23 protein-coding genes and 1 pseudogene are annotated in these 21,214 nt (G+C 70.5%); 16 read left to right on the forward strand and 8 right to left on the reverse strand.

The window, feature by feature from the left end:
• The 6 genes from ACWD4O_RS21255 to ACWD4O_RS21280 all read left to right on the forward strand — a co-directional run bounded on the left by ACWD4O_RS21255 (position 1) and on the right by ACWD4O_RS21280 (position 5,659).
• A complete protein-coding gene (locus ACWD4O_RS21255; protein ID WP_451281844.1) occupies positions 1 to 771 on the forward strand; it encodes a cytochrome c biogenesis CcdA family protein in 771 nt (256 codons plus the stop codon).
• A 3-nt stretch (positions 772 to 774) separates the two neighbouring features.
• Complete coding sequence (gene resB, locus ACWD4O_RS21260) at positions 775 to 2,526, forward strand: cytochrome c biogenesis protein ResB (protein ID WP_451281846.1); 1,752 nt, start codon at positions 775 to 777, stop codon at positions 2,524 to 2,526.
• Positions 2,523 to 3,605 carry a c-type cytochrome biogenesis protein CcsB gene (gene ccsB / locus ACWD4O_RS21265; RefSeq protein ID WP_451281848.1) on the forward strand — a complete coding sequence of 361 codons (1,083 nt, stop codon included), beginning with the start codon at positions 2,523 to 2,525 and terminating at the stop codon, positions 3,603 to 3,605. The genes resB and ccsB overlap by 4 nt, the downstream gene beginning before the upstream one ends.
• 98 nt (positions 3,606 to 3,703) lie before the next feature.
• Positions 3,704 to 4,300, forward strand: a complete 597-nt coding sequence (locus ACWD4O_RS21270; protein ID WP_451281850.1) for an RNA polymerase sigma factor — start codon at positions 3,704 to 3,706, stop codon at positions 4,298 to 4,300.
• The gene (locus tag ACWD4O_RS21275) at positions 4,297 to 5,211 is read left to right on the forward strand and encodes a CU044_5270 family protein (RefSeq protein WP_451281852.1); all 915 of its coding nucleotides are present in this window, start codon (positions 4,297 to 4,299) and stop codon (positions 5,209 to 5,211) included. Before ACWD4O_RS21270 ends, ACWD4O_RS21275 begins: the two co-directional genes overlap by 4 nt.
• A gap of 37 nt (positions 5,212 to 5,248) precedes the next feature.
• Positions 5,249 to 5,659 (forward strand): SRPBCC domain-containing protein, encoded by a 411-nt coding sequence (locus tag ACWD4O_RS21280; protein ID WP_451281854.1) that lies wholly within the window; start codon positions 5,249 to 5,251, stop codon positions 5,657 to 5,659.
• Between the two features lie 25 nt (positions 5,660 to 5,684).
• Here the strand turns inward: ACWD4O_RS21280 and ACWD4O_RS21285 are convergent, their stop codons facing one another.
• The 4 genes and pseudogenes from ACWD4O_RS21285 to ACWD4O_RS21300 all read right to left on the reverse strand — a co-directional run bounded on the left by ACWD4O_RS21285 (position 5,685) and on the right by ACWD4O_RS21300 (position 10,478).
• A complete protein-coding gene (locus ACWD4O_RS21285) occupies positions 5,685 to 7,244 on the reverse strand; it encodes a hypothetical protein (RefSeq protein WP_451281856.1) in 1,560 nt (519 codons plus the stop codon).
• The gene (locus tag ACWD4O_RS21290; RefSeq protein ID WP_451281858.1) at positions 7,244 to 9,394 is read right to left on the reverse strand and encodes a hypothetical protein; all 2,151 of its coding nucleotides are present in this window, start codon (positions 9,392 to 9,394) and stop codon (positions 7,244 to 7,246) included. The genes ACWD4O_RS21285 and ACWD4O_RS21290 overlap by 1 nt, the downstream gene beginning before the upstream one ends.
• 84 nt (positions 9,395 to 9,478) lie before the next feature.
• A pseudogene (locus ACWD4O_RS21295) lies at positions 9,479 to 9,595 on the reverse strand (DUF397 domain-containing protein); the annotation flags it as partial.
• On the reverse strand, positions 9,549 to 10,478 hold the full coding sequence (locus tag ACWD4O_RS21300) for a helix-turn-helix domain-containing protein (RefSeq protein ID WP_451281860.1): 930 nt from the start codon (positions 10,476 to 10,478) through the stop codon (positions 9,549 to 9,551). The gene ACWD4O_RS21300 and the pseudogene ACWD4O_RS21295, both read right to left, overlap by 47 nt.
• A 125-nt stretch (positions 10,479 to 10,603) precedes the next feature.
• On the opposite strand from ACWD4O_RS21300, the gene ACWD4O_RS21305 reads away from it, so the two are divergent.
• A complete protein-coding gene (locus tag ACWD4O_RS21305; RefSeq protein ID WP_451281862.1) occupies positions 10,604 to 10,996 on the forward strand; it encodes a hypothetical protein in 393 nt (130 codons plus the stop codon).
• Here the strand turns inward: ACWD4O_RS21305 and ACWD4O_RS21310 are convergent, their stop codons facing one another.
• Positions 10,997 to 11,989, reverse strand: a complete 993-nt coding sequence (locus ACWD4O_RS21310; protein WP_451281864.1) for an isopenicillin N synthase family dioxygenase — start codon at positions 11,987 to 11,989, stop codon at positions 10,997 to 10,999.
• Positions 11,982 to 12,440, reverse strand: coding sequence for a nucleoside deaminase (locus ACWD4O_RS21315; protein ID WP_451281866.1), 459 nt, complete (start codon positions 12,438 to 12,440; stop codon positions 11,982 to 11,984). Before ACWD4O_RS21315 ends, ACWD4O_RS21310 begins: the two co-directional genes overlap by 8 nt.
• A gap of 96 nt (positions 12,441 to 12,536) precedes the next feature.
• Here ACWD4O_RS21315 and ACWD4O_RS21320 point away from each other — a divergent pair, with 96 nt between their 5' ends.
• Positions 12,537 to 13,322, forward strand: coding sequence for a CDP-alcohol phosphatidyltransferase family protein (locus ACWD4O_RS21320; protein WP_351904226.1), 786 nt, complete (start codon positions 12,537 to 12,539; stop codon positions 13,320 to 13,322).
• Here the strand turns inward: ACWD4O_RS21320 and ACWD4O_RS21325 are convergent.
• The gene (locus tag ACWD4O_RS21325; protein ID WP_451281869.1) at positions 13,261 to 14,019 is read right to left on the reverse strand and encodes a MerR family transcriptional regulator; all 759 of its coding nucleotides are present in this window, start codon (positions 14,017 to 14,019) and stop codon (positions 13,261 to 13,263) included. The genes ACWD4O_RS21320 and ACWD4O_RS21325 overlap by 62 nt on opposite strands.
• Before the next feature lie 181 nt (positions 14,020 to 14,200).
• Here ACWD4O_RS21325 and ACWD4O_RS21330 point away from each other — a divergent pair, with 181 nt between their 5' ends.
• The gene (locus ACWD4O_RS21330) at positions 14,201 to 14,911 is read left to right on the forward strand and encodes an LppU/SCO3897 family protein (RefSeq protein ID WP_451281871.1); all 711 of its coding nucleotides are present in this window, start codon (positions 14,201 to 14,203) and stop codon (positions 14,909 to 14,911) included.
• Positions 14,912 to 14,929: 18 nt separating this feature from the next.
• Here the strand turns inward: ACWD4O_RS21330 and ACWD4O_RS21335 are convergent, their stop codons facing one another.
• The gene (locus ACWD4O_RS21335; RefSeq protein WP_451281872.1) at positions 14,930 to 15,367 is read right to left on the reverse strand and encodes a PLD nuclease N-terminal domain-containing protein; all 438 of its coding nucleotides are present in this window, start codon (positions 15,365 to 15,367) and stop codon (positions 14,930 to 14,932) included.
• Between the two features lie 88 nt (positions 15,368 to 15,455).
• Here ACWD4O_RS21335 and ACWD4O_RS21340 point away from each other — a divergent pair, with 88 nt between their 5' ends.
• From ACWD4O_RS21340 to ACWD4O_RS21370, 7 genes are all read left to right on the forward strand, one after another.
• Positions 15,456 to 16,913, forward strand: coding sequence for a menaquinone biosynthesis decarboxylase (locus ACWD4O_RS21340; protein ID WP_451281874.1), 1,458 nt, complete (start codon positions 15,456 to 15,458; stop codon positions 16,911 to 16,913).
• The gene (mqnP, locus tag ACWD4O_RS21345; protein ID WP_451281876.1) at positions 16,910 to 17,812 is read left to right on the forward strand and encodes a menaquinone biosynthesis prenyltransferase MqnP; all 903 of its coding nucleotides are present in this window, start codon (positions 16,910 to 16,912) and stop codon (positions 17,810 to 17,812) included. The genes ACWD4O_RS21340 and mqnP overlap by 4 nt, the downstream gene beginning before the upstream one ends.
• Before the next feature lie 88 nt (positions 17,813 to 17,900).
• A complete protein-coding gene (locus tag ACWD4O_RS21350; protein ID WP_451282149.1) occupies positions 17,901 to 18,557 on the forward strand; it encodes a UbiX family flavin prenyltransferase in 657 nt (218 codons plus the stop codon).
• A gap of 78 nt (positions 18,558 to 18,635) precedes the next feature.
• Positions 18,636 to 19,091 carry an Lrp/AsnC family transcriptional regulator gene (locus ACWD4O_RS21355; protein ID WP_319672767.1) on the forward strand — a complete coding sequence of 152 codons (456 nt, stop codon included), beginning with the start codon at positions 18,636 to 18,638 and terminating at the stop codon, positions 19,089 to 19,091.
• A 42-nt stretch (positions 19,092 to 19,133) separates the two neighbouring features.
• Complete coding sequence (gene mqnE / locus ACWD4O_RS21360) at positions 19,134 to 20,297, forward strand: aminofutalosine synthase MqnE (RefSeq protein WP_351904201.1); 1,164 nt, start codon at positions 19,134 to 19,136, stop codon at positions 20,295 to 20,297.
• Positions 20,298 to 20,299: 2 nt separating this feature from the next.
• Complete coding sequence (locus tag ACWD4O_RS21365) at positions 20,300 to 20,824, forward strand: N-acetyltransferase family protein (RefSeq protein ID WP_451282150.1); 525 nt, start codon at positions 20,300 to 20,302, stop codon at positions 20,822 to 20,824.
• 76 nt (positions 20,825 to 20,900) lie between these two features.
• Entirely contained in the window at positions 20,901 to 21,200 is a 300-nt protein-coding gene (locus ACWD4O_RS21370; RefSeq protein ID WP_450946013.1) for a DUF4229 domain-containing protein, read from the forward strand.
• Positions 21,201 to 21,214: the final 14 nt, after the last annotated feature.

Below are 21,214 nucleotides of genomic sequence, written 5' to 3' on the forward strand. Positions count from 1 at the left end.
GTGAGCGCGGTCACCCTGCTCGCCGCGGACGGCTACAACGGCACCGTGCTCAACGGCGCGTTGCTGCTCGCCCTGCCCGTCGCCGTCCTCGGCGGTCTCGTCTCCTTCTTCTCCCCGTGCGTCCTGCCCCTCGTCCCCGGCTATCTGTCGTACGTCACCGGGGTCACCGGCACCGACCTCGCCGAGGCCCGCCGCGGCCGGATGGTCGCCGGCGCCTCCCTGTTCGTGCTCGGCTTCACCGCGGTGTTCGTCTCCAGCGGGGCCCTGTTCGGCTACTTCGGCCAGACGCTCCAGGAGAACCAGGGCGTCCTGTCCAAGGTGCTCGGCGTGCTCATGATCATCATGGGCGTCTTCTTCATGGGCCTGATGCCCTGGATGACCCAACGGGAGTTCCGCTTCCATCAGCGGCCCGCCGCCGGACTGGTGAGCGCCCCCCTGATAGGCGCGCTGTTCGGCATCGGCTGGACCCCGTGCATCGGCCCCACCCTCGCCTCCGTGATCGCGCTGTCCTCCCAGCAGGGGAGCGCGGGCCGCGGTGCCATACTGACCGTCGCCTACTGCCTCGGCCTCGGCCTGCCCTTCGTGGTCGCCGCGGTCGCCTTCCGCAAGGCGCTCGGCGCCTTCGGCTGGGTCAAGCGTCACTACGTCTGGGTGATGCGGATCGGCGGCACGATGATGATCGTGACCGGTCTGCTGCTGCTGACCGGTGCGTGGGACCGCCTCGTGCAGGACATCCAGTCCTGGTCCGCCGGCTTCACTGTGGGGATCTGATCGATGAGCAAGACCACGACGACCGACGAGACGACCCCGGTCGACGGGACGACTCCGGTCGACGGGACGAAGACCGACGACCAGGAGCTCGGGGCCGCCGGCTCCCAGCTGTCCACCGCGCCCACCGACTCGCTCGCGAACATGCCCGGCCTGGGAGTGCTCGGCTGGGCGCGCTGGTTCTGGCGTCAGCTCACCTCGATGCGGGTCGCGCTGCTGCTCCTGCTGCTGCTGGCGCTCGGCGCGATCCCCGGTTCGCTGATCCCGCAGTCGGGCACGGACGATGCGAAGGTCGCCGACTTCCGTCAGGCGCACGACACGCTCGGGCCGATCTACGACCGGCTCGGCCTCTTCCACGTCTACAGCTCGGCCTGGTTCTCCTCGGTCTACATCCTGCTGTTCATCTCCCTCATCGGCTGCATCGTGCCCCGCACCTGGCAGTTCGTGGGCCAGCTGCGCGGCCGGCCGCCGGGTGCGCCGAGGCGGCTGACCCGGCTGCCCGCGTACACGACGTGGCGCACGCAGACGGAGCCGGAGCAGGTCCGTGAGGCCGCGCTCGCCCTGCTGAAGAAACGCCGCTTCCGCGCGCAGCTCACCGGGGACGCCGTCGCCGCCGAGAAGGGCTACCTCCGCGAGGTCGGCAACCTGGCCTTCCACATCGCGCTGATCGTGATGCTGGTCGCCTTCGCCTGGGGCCAGCTCTTCAAGACCGAGGGCAACAAGCTGGTCGTCGAGGGCGACGGCTTCTCCAACACCCTCATCTCCTACGACGACTTCAAGTCCGGCACCCTCTTCAGCACCGACGACCTGACGCCGTTCAGCTTCACCCTGAACAAGTTCACCGGCACCTACGAGAAGAGCGGCCCGAACACCGGCACCCCGCGCGTCTACCAGGCCGCCATCACCTACAGCGTCGGGGCCTACGGCAAGGACCAGAAGACCCTCGTCAAGGTCAACCAGCCGCTGGAGATCGGCGACTCGAAGGTCTATCTCACCGCGCACGGCTACGCGCCCTTCGTCACCGTCCGCGACGGCAAGGGCAACGTCGTCTACAGCGACGCCGTGCCGCTGCTGCCGCTGGACTCCAATGTGACGTCCACCGGTGTGATCAAGGTCTTCGACGGCTACAAGGACGCCAAGGGGCTCAGCGAGCAGCTGGGCATCTCGGCCTTCTTCCTGCCGACGTACACGCAGGGCATGGAGACCGCCTCGACGTTCCCGGCGCTGAACAACCCGGTGCTGAACCTGACCCCGTTCCACGGTGATCTGGGCGTCAACTCGGGCATCCCGCAGAGCGTGTACCAGCTCGACAAGACGCACATGAAGGAGTTCAAGGACTCCAAGGGCGCGCAGGTGCGGGAGAACCTCAAGCCCGGCGAGACCATGACCCTGCCGAACGGCGCGGGCTCGATCACCTACGAGGGCACCCGGCAGTGGGCGAACTTCCAGGTCACCCAGCAGCCCGCGAGCGGGTGGGCGCTGGGCGGCGCGACCGTCGCGATCTTCGGCCTGGCCGGTTCCCTGTTCATCCAGCGCCGCCGGGTGTGGGTGCGCGCCGTGCGCGGCGACGACGGGGTGACGGTCGTCGAGATGGCCGGTCTCGGCCGCAGCGAGTCCGCGAAGGTGCCCGAGGAACTCGGCGACCTCGCCGAGATCCTCTACGACCGGGCCCCGGGCGCGCCCGACCCCACAGATTCCTCCGATCCCTCCGATTCCTCCGATCCTCAAGCCGTACCTGCCGAAGGGGCTGAGAAATGACTCTCGCCGCCGCCACCAACGAGAATCTCGCGAGCATCAGCAACACGCTGATCTACTCCGCGATGGCCGTCTACACCCTGGCCTTCTTCGCGTACATCGCGGAGTGGCTCCTCGGCAGCCGCAGCAAGGTCGGCCGTACCGCCGCCGCGCTCACGCCCGAGGCGAAGGCCAAGGCCAAGGGCCCGGCCGTCACCGTCAAGAAGAACGGCGGCACCGCCGTTCTGGAGCGCCCGCAGGTCGTCGTGCGCTCCGCGGCCGGCGCGCGGGACGTGCCCGACGGGCCCGGCGCGCACGGCGGCGACGAGCAGGGCGACATGTACGGCCGGATCGCCGTCTCCCTCACGGTGCTCGCGTTCCTGGTCGAGCTGGGCGGCGTGATCGCCCGCGCGGCCTCGGTGGAGCGGGCCCCCTGGGGCAACATGTACGAGTTCAACATCACCTTCTCCACGGTGGCCGTCGGCGTGTACCTCACGCTGCTGGCGCTGAAGAAGAACGTGCGCTGGCTCGGGCTGTTCCTGATCACCTCGGTCCTGCTCGACCTGGGCCTCGCGGTCACCGTGCTCTACACGGCGAGCGACCAGCTGGTCCCGGCGCTGCACTCGTACTGGCTGTACATCCACGTCTCCACCGCGATCCTGTGCGGAGCGGTGTTCTACGTGGGCGCGGTCACCACGATCCTGTACCTGTTCAAGGACTCGTACGAGAACAAGCTCGCGACCGGCGGCAAGCCCGGCAAGTTCGCGGACTCGGTGCTGGACCGCCTGCCTGCCGCGGCCTCGCTCGACAAGTTCGCCTACCGCGTCAACGCGGCCGTCTTCCCGCTGTGGACGTTCACGATCATCGCGGGCGCGATCTGGGCGGGCGACGCGTGGGGCCGCTACTGGGGCTGGGACCCCAAGGAGACCTGGGCGTTCATCACCTGGGTCGCCTACGCCTGCTACCTGCACGCCCGCGCCACGGCCGGCTGGAAGGGCCGCAAGGCCGCCTACCTGGCCATGATCGCCTTCGGCTGCTGGCTGTTCAACTACTACGGCGTCAACATCTTCGTCTCCGGCAAGCACTCGTACGCGGGCGTGTAACTCCCGTACACCGAAGGCCGGTTCCCGTGACCCACGTCACAGGAACCGGCCTTCGTCGTACGGACAGGTAGAGGGGTGTGGATACGCATCTGAGCATCTTGAGGAAACGCATCCGCGCGGGGGACCACGACGCCTTCGGCGAGCTCTTCGACGCATACGCGCGCTCGGTCTACAACCACGCCTATCGGCTCACGGGGGAGTGGACGACCGCCGAGGAGATCGTCTCGCTGACCTTCCTGGACGCCTGGCGGCTGCGCGAGCGGCTGGACGAGGACGGCGGCTCCCCGCGCCCCTGGCTGCTCGGCATCGCCACCAACGTCACCCGCAACGTCCGCCGCGCGGCCCGAAGACACGCGGCCGCGGTGGCCCGGCTGCCGCGCGAGGAGACGGTGCGGGACTTCGCCGACGAGGTGGCGGACCGGGTGGACGACGCCGTGCAACTGACCGCCGTGCGCACCGCGCTGGCGCGGCTGCGGCGCGCCGAGCGCGAGGTGCTGGCGCTGTGCGTGTGGTCGGGCCTCGGCTACGAGGCGGCGGCCGAGGCGCTGGGGGTGCCCGTGGGCACCGTGCGATCACGGCTCTCGCGGGCGCGCGCAAAGCTCGCGAAACATATGGAACCGCCTGCCGTGCGCGGACAGGTGAGAGGTGAAGACCGCACCTCGGCGGTCAGGCCCATCAGGGAGGGAAACCGATGAACCAGCTCCCCGAACTTTCGGAGCGAGACCTTCCGCCGGGCCGTCACCGACTCCTCAAGGAGCATCTGATGACCGAGATCCGGCACACCGACGAAGCCGTCGCGAAACCGCGGAAGCGGTGGGTGCGACCCGCGCTCACGGCGGCGGCCGTGGCGACCGTCGCCGCCGTCACGTTCACCGTCCTGCCGGCCGAGCCGTCGGAGCCGGCGAGGTCGACGGAGGCCGTGCGGCTGCTGGAGGACATCGCGCTGGCCGCCGAGCACGCCGACATGCCGGCCGACATCCGCGACGACCAGTTCGTGTACATCAAGAGCAAGGTCGCCTGGAGCGCCGAGGAGGCCGGGCAGCCCGCGAAGCTCGAACCGATCCACGAGCGTGAGGTGTGGCTGTCGGTGGACGGCAGCCGGCAGGGCATGCTGCACGACCCCGCCGTCCGCTCGGACCACCAGCTGCTGGAGAAGCCGACGCCCGGCGTCGCGTCCAACACCGGCTACCGCCACCTCCAGACCCTGCCGACCGACCCCGACAAGATGTTCGAGTGGCTCAACAGCGTCAGTCGGGGCAGCAGCAGCAAGGACGAGGCCAACTTCGTCCTCGTCGGCGACCTCGCCCGGGAGTCCCTGATGCCGCCCGCGCAGGCCGCCGCGCTCTACCGGGCCGCAGCCAAGATCTCCGGGGTCTTCGTGATCGACGACGCCGTGGACGCGGCCGGTCGGCACGGGGTGGCCGTGGCCAAGATCGACGACGGAGAGCGCCGGGAGCTGATCTTCGACAAGAAGACCAGGGAGTTCCTCGGTGAGCGCGAGGTCGCGGTGAAGGACCTGCCCTGGGGGTTCAAGAAGGGGGACGTGACCGCCCGCACCGCGGTCCTGGAGCGCACGGTCGTGGACAAGCGGGGCGAGCGCCCGTAACCGTGCGGAACCGGTTCCCACGGGTCAGGCTGGTGTCATGAGCGGTTCCGTCGAACAGGGCACCAGCCAGACCCACGGGAACACGCACATCCTGCATTTCCTGGTGCGGCTCCCGGGGGTCGTGGAGACGGTCTGGCCCGCGTTGACCACCCCGGAGGGGCTCGCGCTCTGGTGGACGCCCGTGGACGTCCTCGAACACCGGCTCGGCGGCGCGGTCGCCCTGCGGGGCCTGGGGGAGGGCCGGGTCACCGCGTGGGACGTGGACCGGGTCGCCGAGTACACCGTGGCGGGCGGCGGCCGGATCCGGTTCCATCTGGAGCGGGACGGGGCCGACGGCTCCCTCCTGCGCTTCACCCACGAGTTCCAGGGGCGACTGGGAGACGGCGGCACCGAACCCGGCTGGCGCGCCAGATTCGAACGCCTGATCGAAATCCTGGCAGGCTCCTGAGCCGCTAGGGCAGCGGCCCGAGCCGTTACGACGGCGGGAGGCACTCCTTCCCGGGCGGCTTCCCCTCCGGCCAGGCGATCCGGACGAAGCGCGAGCCGCCGTCCGCGTGCAGCTCCACGATCGGGACGGCCTTGTCGTACGGGTTGCCGTGCACGTCCAGGCAGATCCAGCCGCTCGCCCCGTTCACCCGCAGCGAGCCCTTGACCTGCGGCCACTGCAGGCCGACGTCCGCCAGCGGCGGGACCGTCCCGCCGTCGGGGGTGGCCTCGCGGATGCCGTGGACGGCCAGCGTCGCCGCGTCGTAGCCGATGATCAGCTGGCCGTCCTCCAAGCCGATCTCGCCGATCGGGCCGACCGGCTCACGGGCGCTGCGGGCGAGCAGGTCGGTGAGGACCTTCGCGTCCGCCGCCGATCCGCCGACGGAGCCCGCGGGCGACTTCGTCCAGGCGTCCGGGTGGGCCAGGGCGGTGTAGCGGACGGCGAGATTGTGGGTGAGGGCGGTGCGGTCCAGCTTCTTGTCGCCGGACAGGTAGGAGCCCTCGTCGCCCGTCAGCACGGTGAACTTCCGGTCCTGGCAGCCCCGGGTGCCCAGCGCGTTGACGAACTGGCGCAACTGCGTGTGCCGCCCGGCGAACAGGATCGTGTCGGTCGCCGCCGAGGTGTCGCACACCAGGTGGGTGATCTGCCGGAAGGTGTTCGCGGTGGTGCCCTCCTGGGTGCGGTCGGCGGGCGGGGTGAACGGCTGCGGCTCGTAGGGCGAGCCCTTGAGCAGCACGGCGAACGACGCTTGCAGGGTCCGCGTGTACGGGTCGCCGGGCTTGTCGTAGACCAGCAGCGCCCGTCCCGCGTCGACCTTGGCGAAGGAGGCCAGGGCACGCGCCTCGTCGGTGTTGGTGGGCGAGACCCGGGCCAGTCCGGGGAAGGGGTCCTTGCCGTTCTGCCCGTTGGCGAGGTCGTCGGCGGTGATGGACGCGCCGACCACCGGGATGCCCCGCCGGGTCAGTTCCGCGACCGCCTTCTTGTTGTTGTCGGTGCTCTGACCGACCCCGGTCACCGCGCGCAGCCGGTCGGCCCCCTGCGCCATCCGCTCCAGCTGGTCGACCATCACCGCCCAGTGCTCGCTGGTGGCACCCGGGTTGGCGAGCACCAGCCGGATCAGCGGAGCCTGGCCGTTGGAGGTGTGGTTGGCCTGCCACTGCGCCAGGTACGCGCCCTGCAGCTCGTGCTGGATGTCGCTGAGCGTCGAGGCGGTGGTGGCGGTGTACGGCAGCATCAGCGCGACCGTGACATAACTGCCCGCCTTGAGCCGGTCGTTCTCCCGGTCGATCGCCTTCACCGCGTCCCGCAGCTGGGCGTGTCCGAAGTCGTACGCGTCGGTGGCCACGCCCACGCACTCGTCGCTGTCGGCCGGACGGGCCACCCCCGGCGCGCACGAACGGTCCTCGTCGGTGACCGCCAGCCCGGCGAACACCAGCCCGGTCACCACGGCCGCCGTGACCAGCACCGTCAGATAGCGGTAGAGGCGGATCTCCCAGACCTCCCGCAGCCACCGCACCAGCGGGCTTCCGACCCCGTCCGCCGCCATCACGCCACCCCGTCCCCGTCGCCGTCCCCGTCTCCGTCTTCGGCCGGTATGTGCAGCGGGCGGCCCGCGAGGGCGTCCTCGGGCCAGGCCTGGGAGGTCGCGAACAGCAGCGCGCCCCCGGCCGGCCGCAGGTCGGACAGCTGGAGCAGCTCGAACCCCAGCCGCCCGCACACCCTCGGGTCCGGCAGCACCAGCGGGTCGGTCACCTGCCACACCGCGTGCAGCAGCCGCCGTATCCGCAGATGCAGGGCCGCGTTCACGCCCTCCGGCGGCGGCCGGCCCGCGTCCGTGCGGCCCAGCGCGATCGCCGTCCGACGGTCGTCCCGGCCGTCCGCGTCCCGGCCCTCGGGGTCGTGCGCGTGGAAGTAGGGCGCGGACGCCAGGAAGCGGAGCGTCTCCAGCCAGGTGCGGGTGCGCAGGGTGGCGAAGGCGTCGCGCAGGTGGGCCACCGCCGCGTCCGTGTCGCCGAGGGAGAGCTCGTGGTGCAGGCGGAAGGCGTCGACACCGGGATGCGGGGTCCGGAAACCGAGCCCGCTCGCGAAGTGGGCGATCATCGTCTCGTGGACCTCGCGCCACTTGGCGTGGTCGGCGTGCCGGTGGTGCAGGCGGAGCAGCAGCAGGGTGCGGATGAACGGGTCGCCGACGAAGTGACCCGCTTCGGCCGTCAGCCCCTCCTCGGCGAGTCGCGCCCGCAGGGCCCGTACGCCCGACGAGCCGAAGTCGTCCGGGAGTTGGGCGTGCGCGAGGGCGACGGCGGAGTCGTGGCCGTGCGCGGCCGCCAGGACCGTCAGCTCGTCGAGCCGGTCCTCGGGGACCAGCCGGGCCAGCAACTCGGCATAGGCGGGACGGCCCTCGTCGGCCTGTCCCTCCTCCATCCTGACCTTCTCCGTGAGCAGCCGCCCCAACGAGGCGGCCGACTCCGGGTGTTGTCGGGCGACGGTCGCCAGCAGCACGATCCCCAGCGGGTTCCCGCCGGTCAACCGGTGGGTGGCGTGCGGGAGCCGCGGCGGCAGTTCGACGTCGTCGCAGACCGCGCCGACCATGTGCAGGGTGTCGTCGGGGGAGAGCGGCGGCAGCGGCACCAGCAGCGCCCGCGAGGAGGGCGAGCTGCCCGGCTCCCAGTCCGTGGCCCGCGCGACCTCCGGCAGCGCCCGCCGTACGGCGTCCCCGAGCGCCGGATGGTCGGTGCCGCGCACGGTCGCCACCCACACCACCTGGTCGGCGACCCCGTCGGCCCGGTCGCGCAGGACGGCGTCCAGCAGCCCCGGCCCCGGACCACTACGCGCGTTGTCCAGCAGCACGAGCGGCCGGCCCAGGCGGGTGAGATGCGAGCCGATCCCCGAGTACGCCTCCGCCAGGTCGGCGAGCAGCGCCCGCACCAGCCAGCGCTCGGCGTGCTCCCGCGAGGTGCCGCCCGCCCGGAAGTTCCCCGCGAGCAGCAGCAGGCCCCGCTTGGCGTTGCCGCCCGCGTTCGGATACGAGCGGTACCAGGTGGCCGGGCGCTGCTCCTTGCGGTGCGTGACCCCCTCCGACAGCGCCTCCAGGGTCGCCTCGACCGTCGCCGCCACGAACGGGCCGCCCCCGCTCGCCGCCGCGATCACCTTCGACGCGACCTTCGCCGCCCACCGCCCGGCCAGGTTGAACCGCGAGGCCCGCTCGTTCAGCAGCAGGATCCGCACCAGCTCACGCCGGATGCGGTCCGAGTCGGTCCGCCCGCTCCAGTCGCTCGCCCGGACGGCCACGAGGCCCGCCGTCAGCCGGGGGAAGGTGAGCTGCCCGGCCGCCCGCACGGGCTCCGTCAACTGCTCGGCCACCACCAGCAGCGCCTGCCACACCGGCGACCAGGACTCCGGGCTCTCCTCGTGCGGCGGCCGCGCGAACTGCTCGTCCTCGCAGTCGATCAACGCGACGGGGGTGCGCCGACGGGCCTCGCCCCGGCGGTTGTGGTCGGTGTAGGCGTCCCACAGCTCGGCGAGCACCGCGCTCTTGCCCAGCCCCCGACCGCCCGCCAGCACCAACAGGGGTGGGCCGGTGGGGTGTTCGAGCTTCTCCGCGTGGAGTTCGTAGGGACGGATCCCGACGAGTCGCGGTACGAGACCGGGCGGCTCGACGTCGAACAGCGCACCACGCCCGTACAACCGTCTGTGCACCGCGCACCTCCCCCAGGCCCGGTTCCCAACGCAAGGGTAAGGAGGGGGAGTTGGTATTAGCCAGATCGCGTGATGTCCGTTGAGTTACGAAAGTTCCGCGATGCCGCCGACGAACGCGGCCCAGGCGCTCCGCTGGATGAGCAGGACATCCCCGTCAGGGTTCTTGCTGTCGCGGACGGGGATGACGGAGATGAACTCGGGGGCGAATTCGAGGCAGTCGCCCGCGTTGTCTCCGCTGTGGCTGCTCTTTATCCAGGTCGCCGCACTCAGTTGCTGCTGGTTCATGGTCGCCGTACTCCTCCATCACGTTGCCGATCAGAGCGGCGGATTCGCGAGCAGACGGAGTATCTGCCCTGAGCGCATCATAGATTTGGCTGTACTCGGCGTAGCCTTCCGGATCGTTGTGGAAGTGGCCGCGAATCCGCGATTCCGAGTAGATCCAGCGTTCGCCGTCGGGCAACGTGAGCAGCAACATCGACTTGTCGGGGCGGTAGATGTCGAAGCGGCGCGCTGGGATCACCTGGATGCGGACGTTGGGGAGTCGTCCCACGCGCAGCAGGTGCGCGCACTGATCCCGCATCACGGTGGGACTGCCCACCGGGTTGCGCAGACAGCTCTCGTCCATCACGGCGACATACATGGGCCCGCCTTCGGCGAAGTAGCGTGGCTGTCGGCTCAAGCGGGCCCGGATCCGGTTTTCGAGCGCGTCGCCGCTGGCTCGCTGGGAGAGCAGCGCTCGCGCGTAGTCCGGTGTTTGCAACAGGCCGGGCACCAACATCACTTGGTACACGTGCAGCGCAACAGCCTTCGCCTCCATGTCCACCATGCGCTGGAACCAGTTCGGATGCTCCACCTCTGCGTACCAGTCGATGCGCGCCCACAACCGCGCCAACGCCCCGCCCGCATCCAGCACTTCGTCGCACTTCTTCGCGAACGACTCCTGCGGGACCCGCGTCCCCGCCTCCACTCTCGCCACCAGTGACCGGTCGCACGGGATCGCGCTCGCCAGGGCTTCCTGCGTCAGCAGTGCGGCCTCGCGGAAGTGGCGTAACAGCTCTCCGAACAGAACGGCGTTGGTGGTCACAGGTCAGTCCCCCTCCGTGACAAGCGGCCTTGGCACGCGTTCGACATTGATACGCAGGGTGCCCATAGGCAACGCTCGAAACACCCAGAGTGATGGCATCGGTACGGAGAGGGCATGGACGGGGCATGATCGAACACACCGAGAGCCAGTTCGAAACGGGAACGGTCGTCTACGACCCCAGGTCGGACAGGGTCGGCGAGTACCGGGGCAAGGCCGGCCCCTACGCGTTGCTGCGCCCGCTCGGGGGTGGACGGGAGTGGGAGGCTCACCCGGAGCTGATCCGCCCCGCCACCCCCGCCGAACGGCTCGCCGCAGGCGTCCGTGCCGCCAACTCCCGTTCGCTGTACCCGCCGGACGTGCCCGTTCCCGTCCGCGACTGCGCAGCCTGCGCGGATCTGGCCGCGCTGCGCACGGAGGCCCGGGCCCGCCACGACGGCAGCGCCGAGACCGACGCGAACGTCCTGCTCAGCCGCCATCAACGCCGGTACCACGCAGCCTTTCTGGGGCTCCGGGAGTGATCAGTCCACGGTGATCGAGTCCAGCTTCTCGCGCAGGTACACATGTGAGCTGACCGGCTCGTACGCCACCCGCCCGACCGGGGCCGGGACGGACTCCACGAGCGTCCCCGGGGTGCACTCGCCGAAGTAGACGAGGGACATGAGCTCCTCGGTGGGCGCGTCGGCGGGCGGAGGCAGTACGCGGTGCCGTCCCGACCGCCACCGGTCACCGGTCCAACGGGCCATCAGATCGCCGAGGTTGATCGTGAACGCGTCCGGGTCGAAGGGCGCGTCCTCCCAGCCGCCCTCGTCCGTCCAGACCTGGAGCCCGCCCTTGCCCGCCTGCCGGTCGAGGATCGTCACCGTGCCGAAGTCGGTGTGCGGACCGATGCGGAACTGGCCGGGCTCCGGTTCGCCGATGACGTCCGTCCCGGGATACCAGTTGATGTTGAAGCCGTAGGTCGGGTGGTCCATGTGCCGGGAGAAGAAGTCGGGTTCCATGCCCAGGGCCTCCCCGAGGAGGGAGAGCAGCCGCTTCTCCAGCTCGCCCATCCGGTCCAGGTACTCCTCGCAGAGCGCGCGCAGCTCCGGCACCTCCGTCGGCCAGACGTTGGGCGCGTACCACTCCGCGTCGACGACAGGATCGTCGAAGGGCTCGCGCGTGGCGAAGGTCAGGGACTCCTTCAGGTCCGGCGGGGTCTCGGTCCCCTCCGAGTAGCCGTTGGCCTCCGCGCCGGGCCCCAGCCATCCCCGTCCGCCGACCTTCGCGGTGTACCGCTCCTTGACCTCGGCGGGGAGCGTGAAGAACGCCCGGGACGCCGCCCGGACGCGGTCGCGCAGGGCGGGATCGACGCCATGGCCGGTGACGAGGAGGAACCCGGCGGACCGGAGGGCGTCGTCGACGGTGCGGGCGATGGCGGCGCGCGTCCCGGGATCGCCGTCCAGCCAGGGCCGCAGATCGATGGTCGGGATGCGCGGGCTGCTCGGGGTGTTCGGGGTGTTCGGGCTACTCACCGATGTCCTCGTTCCACAGTGCCGGGTTGCTCTTGATGAAGTCGCGCATCATCTCCACGCACTCGGGGTCGTCCACAAGCACGATCTCCACGCCGTGTTCCGCCAGCCAGTCGTGCCCGCCGTGGAACGTGACCGCCTCGCCGACGACCACCCGGGAGATGCCGAACTGCCGGACCAGCCCGGAGCAGTACCAGCACGGCGAGAGGGTCGTGACCATCGTCGTGCCGCGGTACGAGCGCTGCCGCCCCGCCGCGCGGAACGCGGCCGTCTCCGCGTGCATGGAAGGGTCGTCGTCCTGCACACGCCGGTTGTGGCCGCGCCCCAGCAGCGTGCCGTCCGGGCCGTACAGCGCGGCCCCGATCGGAATGCCGCCCTCGGCGAGCCCGGCACGGGCCTCGGCCACGGCCGCGGCCAGCCAGTCACGTGCCGTCGCCTGATCCAAAGGGTTCATACGCCTACTCTCCCGAACCCAACCGCCCCGCCGCGAGGGCCTCTTGAGCGATCTGTACCCTGGCCCGATCGTCGACGGCTTGTGGAAGGAACGTTCATGGTTGCTGCTCCGGTACTGGAGGAGCTGCGGGAGGTCTGTCAGCCGCAGGCCAAGCTGGCGAGCCGCAACGGCGAACACTGGGCGGGCCGGCTGTACATGCGGCGGATCTCCCTGCGCTTCACCCGTCAACTGGTGCGCACCCGCGTCACGCCGGACCAGCTGACCTGGACGATGGTGGCGTGCGGGGTGCTGTCGGGCGCGGCCCTGCTGATCCCGGGCCTGGCCGGGGCCGTCCTCGCCGCTCTTCTCATGCAACTGTTCCTGCTCTTCGACTGCGTGGACGGCGAGGTCGCCCGCTGGAAGGGGCAGAACAGCGCGACCGGCATCTACGTCGACCGGCTCGGCGCGTATCTGGCCGACGCGGCGCTGATGATCGGCTTCGGCTTCCGGGCCGCCGAGTCCGGGCTGGGGGAGTGGAACGGCTTCAACGGGTGGGTGTCGCTCGGCCTCGTCACCGCGCTCGGCGTGGTGCTGCTGAAGGCCTCGACCGACCTGGTGGACGTCGCCCGGGCCCGGCGCGGTCTCCCCGTCGCCGACGACGAGGCCGCCGCGCCGCGTTCGCAGGGCGTCGCCTCGGTGCGTCGTCTCGCCGCCGCCTTCAAGATCCACCGGGTGACCAACGGCATCGAGGCCTCGCTGGTCCTCCTCGTCGTGGCGTTCGCCGACGTGGCGACCGGCGGCATCGAGCCGACCCGCTGGGCGCTGGCCGCCATCGCCGCGATCACCTGGCTGATGGTTCCGGCCCATCTGCTGTCGATCCTGTCGTCGTCCCGGCTGCGCTGACGACGTCCAGGTACGCGTGGAGACGGCCCGCCCCCGCCAGCATCGCGCGGGTGCGGGCAGTCAGCGTCTGTGCGCGGGCCGCGAGCGCCGACCGCAGCGCCGTCTCGCTGCCGCCCTCCCGGCGCAGCTCCGCCAGCACCGGCCCGATCTGCGCGAAGAGATGGCCGCCGCGGCGCAGACTGTGCACGATCCGGGCGTCCCGGACGTCGGCGGGGCCGTAGAGCCGGTAGCGCGTCCCGCGTTCGCGCGGCGGGTCGATCAGTCCGGCCGCCTCCCACACCCGCAGCGCGGACGTCCGCACGCCGAGCAGCCGGGCCACCTCCCCGATGCGCAGGCTCGCCCCATGGTGCGGCGGCGGCGCGGGTTCCGCCCGCAGCGCCTCCAACGCCTCGCCCGTCGCCCGCAGCGCGAGGCGCTCCTCGTGCAGGGCGGCATGGGCCGCGTCGACGAGGGCGAGCGCGGCCGGGGTGTCGCCCTCGTGCAGGGTGCGCATGATCCGGGCCGCCGGCACCGGGCCGTAGCCCTGTGCCAACGCGCGGTAGGCCAGCAGCGCCTGCCGGTGCAGCTCCGTGAAGGTGCGGTAGCCGGACGCCGTGCGCTCGGCCGGCGGGAGGACGCCCGCGTCCTCGTAGTTGCGGATCTGCTGCGTGGACAGCCCGGCGAGCCGGGCGAGATCGACGGAGCGCAGGCGCGTCATGGACTCAGAGAGTGCCAGATGCGGTCGGGCAGGAGCCGGGCGGGCAGCGGGAGGGGGCCAACTCCCCGGCCTCGATGCGGGGTTGGATCCAGTGGGCGAAGGCCGGCAGCCCCCGCTGGCCTTGGTGACGATTTCTGGAAAAGCACTTCGATTGTGGCGCAAGCCGGTTCACACTGGGCGCGTGTCCTTGCCGGAGATTCCCATATCGCTCACGCGACAGCAGGCCGCGGCCGGTGTCGTCCTCACCGTCCCGCTGGACGTCGGCTCCGTACAGGTGCGTATCCCGCCCGCCCGGGACGGCGACCTCGTCCGGGCCTGGATCGGAGACCAGGAGGTGCTGCTGCGCATCCGGGTCGTCGGCTCGGGTCGCAGCGTGCGCAAGGTGCTCACCGTGCTCGGGGCCGTCGCCGCGCTCGTGTTCTTAGTGGTCCTGATCGACTCGGGCGGCGGCGACGGCGACACCGTCGGCTCCCCGGGCAGCACCTCGACGTACGAGCCGTACAGCCCCGATACCTCCTACAGCCCCTACGACCCGTACACCGCGGACCCGTACACCGACGATCCGTACACCGAGGACCCCTACACCCAGGACCCCTACGCGGACGAGACCGAGGCCGAGGCCCCCGACCCCTTCGAGTCCGGGACCTGTCTCAACGGGACCCTGCCGGACTCCACGGTCGCGCAGCCGGTCTACAACGTGGACGAGGTGTCCTGCTCGGCGTCCGACGCCCACTACAAGGTGATCCAGACGTTTTCGTTCACCTCGGACATGAGCAAGTGCGAGGCCAACTCCCGGACGCAGTACGCGTTCTCGTACAGCTACACACTCAACGGATCGGCCGTCAACGAGTACGTGTACTGCCTGATCGGCCTCGGTTCGTACGCGCGCTGAGCCCGTCGAGCGCCGCTCCTAGGCGGGCGGCTGCGGGTCCTCGCCGGACTCGCGGCGCTTCAGCTCCTCCTCGCGGCGGCGCAGATCGGCCTCCCAGTCCTTGAGGAGGGCGTCGTCGTCCTTCGCCGTGTCCGCCTTGTCCCCCTTGTTCCCTTCGCTGTCCTTGAGGGACTTCAGGAACTCGGGGTTGTCGTCCGGGGCGACCCACTCGGTGCGGCGGGTCCTGGCCGTGCCGCCCGCCGCGCCGCCGGCCGCGCCGCCCGCCGGCGCGTGCCGCACCTTCCCGGCCACCAGCCAGGCGATCGGACCGACGAGCACCTCGCCGAAGAGCAGGATGATGATGACCCAGACCACCTTCGGCAGCCCGCGCACCTCCTCCTCGGGGGTGTTCAGACAGTCGATGAAGGCATAGATCCACAGCGCCAGGACCAGCAGGAACGGCAGATACCTGAGCATGGTGGCGGGTTCCCCCAAGTGACGGCGGCAGGGCTTGGGACGGCCCCGGTGACGGGGCCAGGGTAGCCGGTGGCCGATACTGGGACACATGGCTTACGACGATCTTCGTTCCCTGCTCAGGGCACTGGAACGCGAAGGCGACCTCAAGCGCGTCAAGGCAGAGGTCGATCCGTATCTGGAGGTCGGGGAGATCGTCGACCGGGTTCAGAAGGCCGGCGGCCCCGCGCTCCTCTTCGAGAACGTGAAGGGGTCGAGCGTGCCCCTCGCGATGAACGTGTTCGGCACCGACCGACGGCTCCTGAAGGCCCTCGGGCTCAAGTCGTACGCGGAGATCAGCGAGAAGATCGGCGGCCTGCTGCGGCCCGAGCTGCCGCACGGCTTCGTGGGCGTGCGCGAGGCGTTCGGCAAGCTCGGCGCGATGGCGCACGTCCCGCCGAAGAAGGTGAAGTCCGTCGACGCCCCGGTGCACGACGTCGTACTCCACGACGAGGAGGTGGACCTCGACCAGTTGCCCGCCCTCTTCACCTGGCCGCAGGACGGCGGCTCCTTCTTCAACCTGGGGCTCACCCACACCAGGGACCCCGAGAGCGGCATCCGCAACCTCGGCCTCTACCGCCTCCAGCGCCACGACAAGCGCACGATCGGCATGCACTGGCAGATCCACAAGGACAGTCGCAACCACTACCAGGTCGCGGCGCGCCGGGGCGAGCGGCTGCCGGTCGCGATCGCCTTCGGCTGCCCGCCCGCCGTCTCCTACGCCTCCACCGCCCCGCTCCCCGGTGACATCGACGAGTACCTCTTCGCCGGGTTCCTCGCGGGCAAGCGGATCGAGATGGTCGACTGCAAGACCGTGCCGTTGCAGGTGCCGGCGCAGGCGGAGGTGGTCCTGGAGGGCTGGCTGGAGCCGGGCGAGATGCTCCCCGAGGGCCCCTTCGGCGACCACACCGGCTTCTACACCCCGCAGGAGCCCTTCCCGGCGCTGAAGATCGACTGCGTGACGACGCGGCACCGGCCGCTCCTCCAGTCGATCGTCGTGGGCCGCCCCCCGACCGAGGACGGCCCGCTGGGCCGCGCGACGGAACGCTTCTTCCTCCCGCTCCTGAAGATCATCGTCCCGGACATCGTGGACTACCACCTGCCCGAGGCCGGCGGCTTCCACAACTGCGCGATCGTCTCGATCGACAAGAAGTACCCCAAGCACGCGCAGAAGGTCATGCACGCGGTCTGGGGCGCGCACATGATGTCCCTGACCAAGCTGATCGTGGTCGTCGACTCCGACTGCGACGTCCACGACCTGCACGAGGTCGCCTGGCGGGCGCTCGGCAACACGGACTACGCCCGCGACCTGTCGGTCGTCGAGGGCCCGGTCGACCACCTCGACCACGCCTCCTACCAGCAGTTCTGGGGCGGCAAGGCGGGCATCGACGCGACCCGCAAGTGGCCCGAGGAGGGCTACACGCGGGACGGAGGCTGGCCGGAGATGGTCGTCTCCGACCCGGAGACGGCGGCCACGGTCGACCGCCGCTGGAAGGAGTACGGCCTGTGAGCTCCGCCTCCGCCGCGCTCCCGCAGCCGGGGCGCACCAAGGCGTTCCTGCGCCTGGTGATGATCGAGCACTCCGTCTTCGCGCTGCCCTTCGCCTACATCGCCGCGCTGACGGCGATGTTCCGGCTGGACGGGAACATCCACTGGGGACGGCTGCTCCTCGTCACGATCTGCATGGTGGGTCTGCGCACCTTCGCGATGGCCGTCAACCGGATCATCGACCGCGAGATCGACGCCCGGAACCCGCGGACGGCCCACCGCGAGCTGGTCACCGGCGCGATGTCCGTCCGCCACGCCTGGACCGGCGCGCTGATCGCCGTCGTGATCTTCCTCGGCTCGGCGGCGCTGCTCAACCCGCTGTGTCTGGCGCTGGCCCCCGTCGCGGTCGTCCCGATGGTGGTCTACCCCTACGGCAAGCGGTTCACGAACTTCCCGCAGGCCATCCTGGGGCTCGCCCAGGCGATGGGGCCGATCGGCGGCTGGCTGGCGATCACCGGCGAGTGGTCCTGGGACGCGGTCGTCCTCGGACTCGCCGTCGGCATCTGGATCGGCGGCTTCGACCTGATCTACGCCTGCCAGGACGTCGACACCGACCGGGAGACCGGCGTCCTGTCGGTGCCGGCCCGCTTCGGCATCCCGGCGGCGATCACCGGCGCGCGCGTCTGCCACGCCATCACGACGGCCCTGCTGGTCTGGTACGCGCTGCTGACCGACGCGGGCGCGTTCTTCTGGCTGGGCCTGGTCGTCGTCGCCGGCGCGTTCCTCTACGAGCACACGATCGTGCGCCCGCACGACCTGTCCCGTCTGAACAGGGCGTTCTTCTCCGTCAACGGCTTCATCGGCATCGCCCTCTTCGGGTGCGCGCTGCTGGATCTCCTGGTGCGGGGGCTCACGGTGTAGCCACCCGCGTTGACTAGGGCCCACCGGTCCTGAAGACCCCCGCGCTCACCGGTACGCTCAAGGTGTGAACGCAGGAGAAACGCAGCGCGTGCCTTGGATCGTGGGGGTGTCCGGGGCGTCCGGTACGCCCTATGCCGCCGCCGTGCTGCGTGCACTGCTCGCCGGGGGCGAGAGCGTGGACCTGGTGGTCAGCCGGGCCTCGCGGCTCACGCTGCTCGACGAGACCCAGATCTCCTTCCGGGACGCGCACTGGCGGGACGACCTGCGGGAATGGCTGGCGCGCGGGGCCGATGGAAAGCCCGACACGTTCGAGCCGACCGATGCGGCTCTCGACCGGGTGCGGTACTGGGGCGCGGGGGATCTCGCCGCCGGGCCGTCCTCGGGGTCGTATCCCGCGAAGGGGATGCTGATCGTCCCCGCCTCGACCGCCTGCGTCGCCGGAGTCGCCCTCGGGCTGTCGAAGGACCTGCTCCAGCGGGCGGCGAGCGTGACGCTCAAGGAACGCCGGGCACTCGTCGTCGCCGTCCGCGAGACGCCGCTGAACGGGCAGACGCTGCGTCATCTCGTCGCCCTGGACGACGCGGGCGCGAGCGTCGTGCCCGCCTCCCCGGCCTTCTACGCGGGGGCGACCCACATTCAGGACCTGGTCGACTTCGTCGCCGGCCGGGTGCTCGACGCGGCGGGGGTCGCGCACGGGCTGTACCGCCGGTGGGACGGCGAACTGGGCGGAACGCGGGCGGGCTGAGCACCGTCTTGCCCTGGATCGTCAGGATCGTCAGGAACTTTTTTCTTCAGGAACTTTGATCGGAAGGCTTCGATTCGCATGGACGCGGTGGACAGGCAGCTCATCCAGGCCCTGAGGGAGAACGGCCGGGCCTCGTACGCGGAGCTGGGGCGCCTCGTCGGTCTGTCGGGACCCAGCGTCACCGACCGCATCAACCGGCTGGAGGCGGCCGGCGTCATCACCGGCTACCGCGCCACGGTGAACGCGGCTCAGCTCGGCCTCGGCGTCACCGCCCTCATCGGCATCTCCCTCTCCGACGCCGCCGACCACGAGGACGTGGCGAACCGGATGAAGGACCTCAGCGAGATCGAGGACTGCTGGTTCATCGCCGGCGACGACTCCTTCATGCTCAAGGTGCGGGCGAACGACGTGGACGGCCTGGAGAAGATCATCAGGCGGCTCAGCGGGACCAAGGGCGTGTCCCGGACCCGTACCACGATCGTGCTCTCCACGAAGTGGGAGAACCGGGTCGGAGAGCTGCCCGAAGAGGTGTAGCCGTACGGTGGGGATGTCGTCGGAGAAAGGTGTGGTGCGGGCATGGACGTCGGGCTGAAGCGCGAGCTGGAGGAGAAGGTCGGGGCCGGTGAGCGGCTGACCCGTGAGGACGGCATCGCGCTGTACGAGTCGGACGACCTGGCCTGGCTCGGGGGGCTCGCGCACGAGGTGCGCACCCGCAAGAACGGCGACGTCGTGCACTTCAACGTCAACCGTCACCTCAACATGACGAACGTGTGCACCGCGTCCTGCGCCTACTGCTCGTTCCAGCGCAAGCCGGGCGAGAAGGACGCGTACACGATGCGCATCGAGGAGGCGGTGAAGCTCGCCAAGGCGATGGAGGGCGAGAACCTCACCGAGCTGCACATCGTCAACGGCCTGCACCCCAGCCTGCCGTGGCGCTACTACCCGCGCTCGCTGCGCGAGCTGAAGGCCGCCCTCCCGGACGTCTCGTTGAAGGCGTTCACGGCGACGGAGATCCACCACTTCGAGACGATCAGCGGGCTGTCGGCGTCGGAGATCCTGGACGAGCTGATCGACGCGGGCCTGGAGTCGCTGACCGGCGGCGGCGCGGAGATCTTCGACTGGGAGGTCCGGCAGCACATCGTCGACCACCGCACCCACTGGGAGGACTGGTCGCGCATCCACCGCCTGGCGCACGAGAAGGGTCTCAAGACCCCGTGCACCATGCTGTACGGCCACATCGAGGAGCCGAAGCACCGCGTCGACCACGTCCTGCGGCTGCGCGAGCTCCAGGACGAGACCGGCGGCTTCCAGGTCTTCATCCCGCTGCGCTACCAGCACGACTTCGTGGACATGAAGGACGGCAAGGTCCGCAACCGGCTCCAGGCCCGGACCCAGATGGCGACCGGTGCCGAGGCCCTGAAGACCTTCGCGGTCTCCCGGCTGCTCTTCGACAACGTCCCCCACGTCAAGGTCTTCTGGGTCATGCACGGCGTCCAGACGGCGCAGCTGGCGCTGCAGCACGGCGCGGACGACATGGACGGCTCGGTCGTCGAGTACAAGATCACCCACGACGCGGACAACTACGGCACGCCCAACAAGCTGACCCGCGACGACCTGCTGGACCTCATCCGGGACGCCGGCTTCCGCCCGGTGGAGCGCAACACGCGCTACGAGATCATCCGCGAGTACGACGGCCCGGACCCGGCGCGCCGGGAGTCGCCGCAGCCGATGCGGGTGTGAGCGTGGCGCTTGCCTTCACCCTCGACCCCGCCCTCACCCCCGATCTGCGGGACGGCATCCTCGACCTCTGGACGGACGCCTCCAACGCCGGCGGAGCCATCGGCTTCGTGCCGCCGGTGGACCGCGAGGCGGTCCGGCCGGAGCTGGTCAAGCACCTCGTGGCGATGGCCGAGGGCCGCCACCGGCTGCTCGTCGGGCGGGACGCCGGTGGCGAGGTCGTCGCCGCCGCGTTCTTCGCCTTCAACACGCACCGGCTCCAGACGCACTGGGTCTGGCTGTACACGGTGATGGTGCACCCCCGTCACCAGGGCCGGGGGTACGGCCGTGGCCTGCTGGCGGCCGCCGCCGACGCGGCCCGCGGCTTCGACGGCATCGACGCGATACGGCTCTCCTGCCGCGGCGGACTCGGCCTGGAGAGCTTCTACGGCTCCTGCGGCTACCAGGAGGTCGGCCGGATACCCGGCGCGATCAGGGTCGCTCCGGACGACCACCGCGACGACGTCATCATGCTGCTGCCGTTGGGCTGAACCCCGCTGAGAGATCGACCGCCGGGCATGCTTCACTGGACGAAGGCCCCTTTTGGAATCGGAAGAGTGGATTGACATGCTCCGCTACACACTGATGCGTCTCGGTGTCCTCGCCGGCTGCCTCGTGGTCGTCTGGGGCCTTGTCTACTCGGGCGTCTTCCCGCGCGGCCTCGGCGACTCCAACGGCATGTGGATCATCCTGCTCTCGCTGGTGATCTCCGCGCCGATCAGCTTCGTCGTGCTGCGCAAGGAACGCGACCGCGCCTCGGTGACGGTCGTGGAGCGGGTGGACCGCATGAAGGCCAACCTGGAGGCCAACCGCTCCCAGGAGGACGAGGCGATCGACTCGACCCACGCGCAGGGCCAGACGTCGTAGGGGAGTTGCTCCCG

Source organism: Streptomyces sp. NPDC002623 (genome assembly GCF_053592635.1).